This window comes from Roseomonas rosulenta, assembly GCF_016106005.1.
GTDB classification, from domain to species: domain Bacteria; phylum Pseudomonadota; class Alphaproteobacteria; order Acetobacterales; family Acetobacteraceae; genus Neoroseomonas; species Neoroseomonas rosulenta.
The window spans coordinates 1-2,731 of the sequence record NZ_JACADR010000415.1 but is presented as its reverse complement, the minus strand read 5'-3'; the positions used below and the strand labels follow the sequence as shown (position 1 = coordinate 2,731).

The 2,731-nt window shown below is 73.6% G+C and carries 4 protein-coding genes; 2 read left to right on the top strand and 2 right to left on the bottom strand.

The window, feature by feature from the left end; translation table 11 throughout:
• Window positions 1-201 (bottom strand): hypothetical protein (locus HW578_RS25180; protein WP_198373441.1); only part of this gene is annotated, 201 nt, incomplete at its 3' end.
• 96 nt (window positions 202-297) lie between these two features.
• Window positions 298-1,287: a Bug family tripartite tricarboxylate transporter substrate binding protein gene (locus HW578_RS25175; RefSeq protein WP_198373440.1), complete on the bottom strand. Its 990-nt coding sequence runs from the start codon at window positions 1,285-1,287 to the stop codon at window positions 298-300.
• A gap of 111 nt (window positions 1,288-1,398) precedes the next feature.
• Between HW578_RS25175 and HW578_RS25170 the strand changes: the two genes are divergently transcribed.
• Window positions 1,399-1,869: an Lrp/AsnC family transcriptional regulator gene (locus HW578_RS25170; RefSeq protein WP_198373439.1), complete on the top strand. Its 471-nt coding sequence runs from the start codon at window positions 1,399-1,401 to the stop codon at window positions 1,867-1,869.
• 81 nt (window positions 1,870-1,950) lie between these two features.
• Window positions 1,951-2,619 carry a ribulose-phosphate 3-epimerase gene (gene rpe / locus HW578_RS25165; protein ID WP_198373438.1) on the top strand — a complete coding sequence of 223 codons (669 nt, stop codon included), beginning with the start codon at window positions 1,951-1,953 and terminating at the stop codon, window positions 2,617-2,619.
• The last annotated feature ends 112 nt before the right edge of the window (window positions 2,620-2,731 follow it).

The window sequence follows — 2,731 nt, the reverse complement described above, 5'->3', positions numbered from 1 at the left end:
CGCGCCCGGCGCGGCGACGGCGAGCGGCGCGAGCGGCGAGGTTCGGACCACGGCCGCGGCCAGGCACAGATCGGTGTGCCAGGCTTCCGCCGCCACCAGGATCCCCTCCGCCCCCAGGGCGGACGCCGCAGGCGGCGCCGGACCGGGCGCCGCGCAGGCGCCGACCAGGGCCGAGGCAAGCAACGGGCGGCGCGGCGTCATGACGCCCGTTCATCACAGGCCTCGGCCCGCTGTCCAGCGGCGCGCCGCTCGGGCAGGCGCGTGGCCCGCGCGTCACTCCACGCGCGCTCCCGCGCGTCATTCCAAGCGCGCTCCCGCGCGACGCACCACCTCCGGCCAGCGCGCCGCCTCCTCGCGGACCAGGGTGGCGAAGCGGTCGGGGCCGTGGGCGGTCACGGTGAAGCCCTGGCGCGCCAGGTCGCCCGCCACCTCCGGCAGCGCCAGGACGCCGGCGAGCTCCGCCGCCAGGCGCGCCACCGCCACGCCCGGCGTGCCGGCCGGCGCGAGGATGCCCTGCCAGGTCACCACCTCGAAGCCGGGGAAGGCGGCCTCGGCCACCGTCGGCACCTCGGGCAGGGCGGGGCTGCGCTCGGCACCCGTGACCGCGATGGCGCGCAGCCGGCCGCCGCGGATGTGCTCGATCGCCGCCGGCAGGGTGACGAACAGGGCCTCGACATGGCCGGCCACCACGTCCACCACCGCCGGCCCGCCGCCGCGATAGGGCACGTGCGTGAAGGCCACGCCTGCCCGCTGCGCGAACACCGCCTGCGCCAGATGTCCGATCGACCCGTTGCCCTGGGAGGCGACGGTGAGCCGCCCCTCGGCCTCGCGCGCCCAGTCGACGAAGCGTGCCAGGTCGGCCACCGGCGTGGCCGGGTTCACCACCAGCACTTGCGGCGCACGTACCGCCTCGATCACCGGCGCGAAGTCGCGCACCGGGTCGTAGCCCGCGCGCGGATAGAGCGCGGGGTTGATGGTGAGCGGGTCCGAGCCCACCAGCAGCGTGTGGCCATCCGGCCGGGCGCGGGCCACCGCCTCGAAGGCGATATTGCTGCCGGCGCCGGGCAGGTTCTCGGCCACCACGGGCTGGCCCAGGCGTGGCGCGAGGTGGCGCGCCAGCAGCCGGCCCAGGATGTCGAGGCTGCCGCCCGGCGCGACCGGCACGACGATGCGCAGCGCCCGCTCGGGCGACCAGGCGGTGCCGACCGCGCCGGCCGGGCGCGGCAGCAGCGCGGGCATGGCCAGCAGGGCGGTGCGGAGCAGCAGATCGCGGCGCAGGGTATTCATGGCGTGCAGTTCCAGGGCTGAAAGAGAAGCGTGTTCTCTCAGCGCCCTAAAAACTTGCAAGCAAAAGATTTTTCCACTAAAAGATCCGCGAAACAAGCCAAGGTCTTGCCCGTGAGCCGTAAGTTCGAGCCTGACCATACCGACCGCGCCATCCTGCGCCTGATCCAGAAGGACGCCGCCCTGTCGCTGGCGGATATCGCCAAGGAGGTCGGCCTCACGCCCACCCCCTGCTGGAAGCGCATCCGCAAGATGGAGCAGGAGGGCGTGATCACCGGCCGGGTGGTGCTGCTGGACCCGGAGAAGGTCGGCCTTGGCGTGTCGGTCTTCGTGGCGATCGAGACCGGTGACCATTCTGCCGCCTGGATCGAGCGCTTCGCCGCCACCGTGGCGAAACTGCCCGAGATCGTGGAATGCTGGCGCCTGGGCGGGGACGTGGACTACCTGCTGCGGGTGGTGGTTCCGGACATGGCGGCCTTCGACACCTTCTACCGCCGCCTGACAGCGGATGTGCCGAGCCTGCGCAAGGTGACCTCGCGGTTCGCGATGGAGCGGGTGAAGTCGACCACGGCCTTGCCCCTGTAGTTGACCCGCGCGCGCCGGCCCGGCCGCCGTGCGCCCCGCCGCCGGTTGTCCCCCTCCGTCACAAACCGCTACAACACCCGCGTGCCCGCGCCGCTGATCGCCCCCTCGCTGCTCGCCGCCGACTTCGCCCGCCTGGGCGAGGAAGCCGCCGCCGTGGCCGCCGCCGGCGCCGACTGGCTGCACCTCGACATCATGGACGGGCATTTCGTGCCCAACATCTCCTTCGGGCCCGTCGTGGTGAAGGCGCTGCGCAAGCACGCAGCCATCCCCTTCGACGTCCACCTGATGATCGCTCCGGCCGATCCCTACCTCGCGGCCTTCGCGGATGCGGGCGCCGACATCATCAGCCTGCATCCGGAAGCCGGGCCGCACCTGCACCGCTCGCTGCAGACCATCCGGGCGCTGGGCAGGAAGGCGGGCGTGGTGCTCAATCCCGCCACGCCGGTCGAGAGCGTGGCGCATGTGCTCGACATCACCGACCTGATCCTCGTCATGTCGGTGAACCCGGGCTTCGGCGGGCAGTCCTTCCTGCGGTCCCAGCTCGACAAGATCGCGACCCTGCGGCGCATGATCGATGCCTCGGGCCGCGACATCCGGCTCCAGGTGGATGGCGGCGTGACGGCGCAGACCGCGCCGGACTGCCTCGCCGCCGGGGCGGATGTGCTGGTGGCCGGCACCGCGGTGTTCGGCCAGGCGGACTACGCCGCGGCCATCGCCGGCCTGCGCGGCCGGCAGCGGGCCGCCGCATGATCAACATCCTGCGCGGCGCCCGGCAGAAGCTGGCGCGGCTGCGCCCGGTAAGGGTGCCCGAGGCGCCGGCGCGCGCCTTCCGCGACCTCTGGCCCGGCGACGCCGCGCGTGG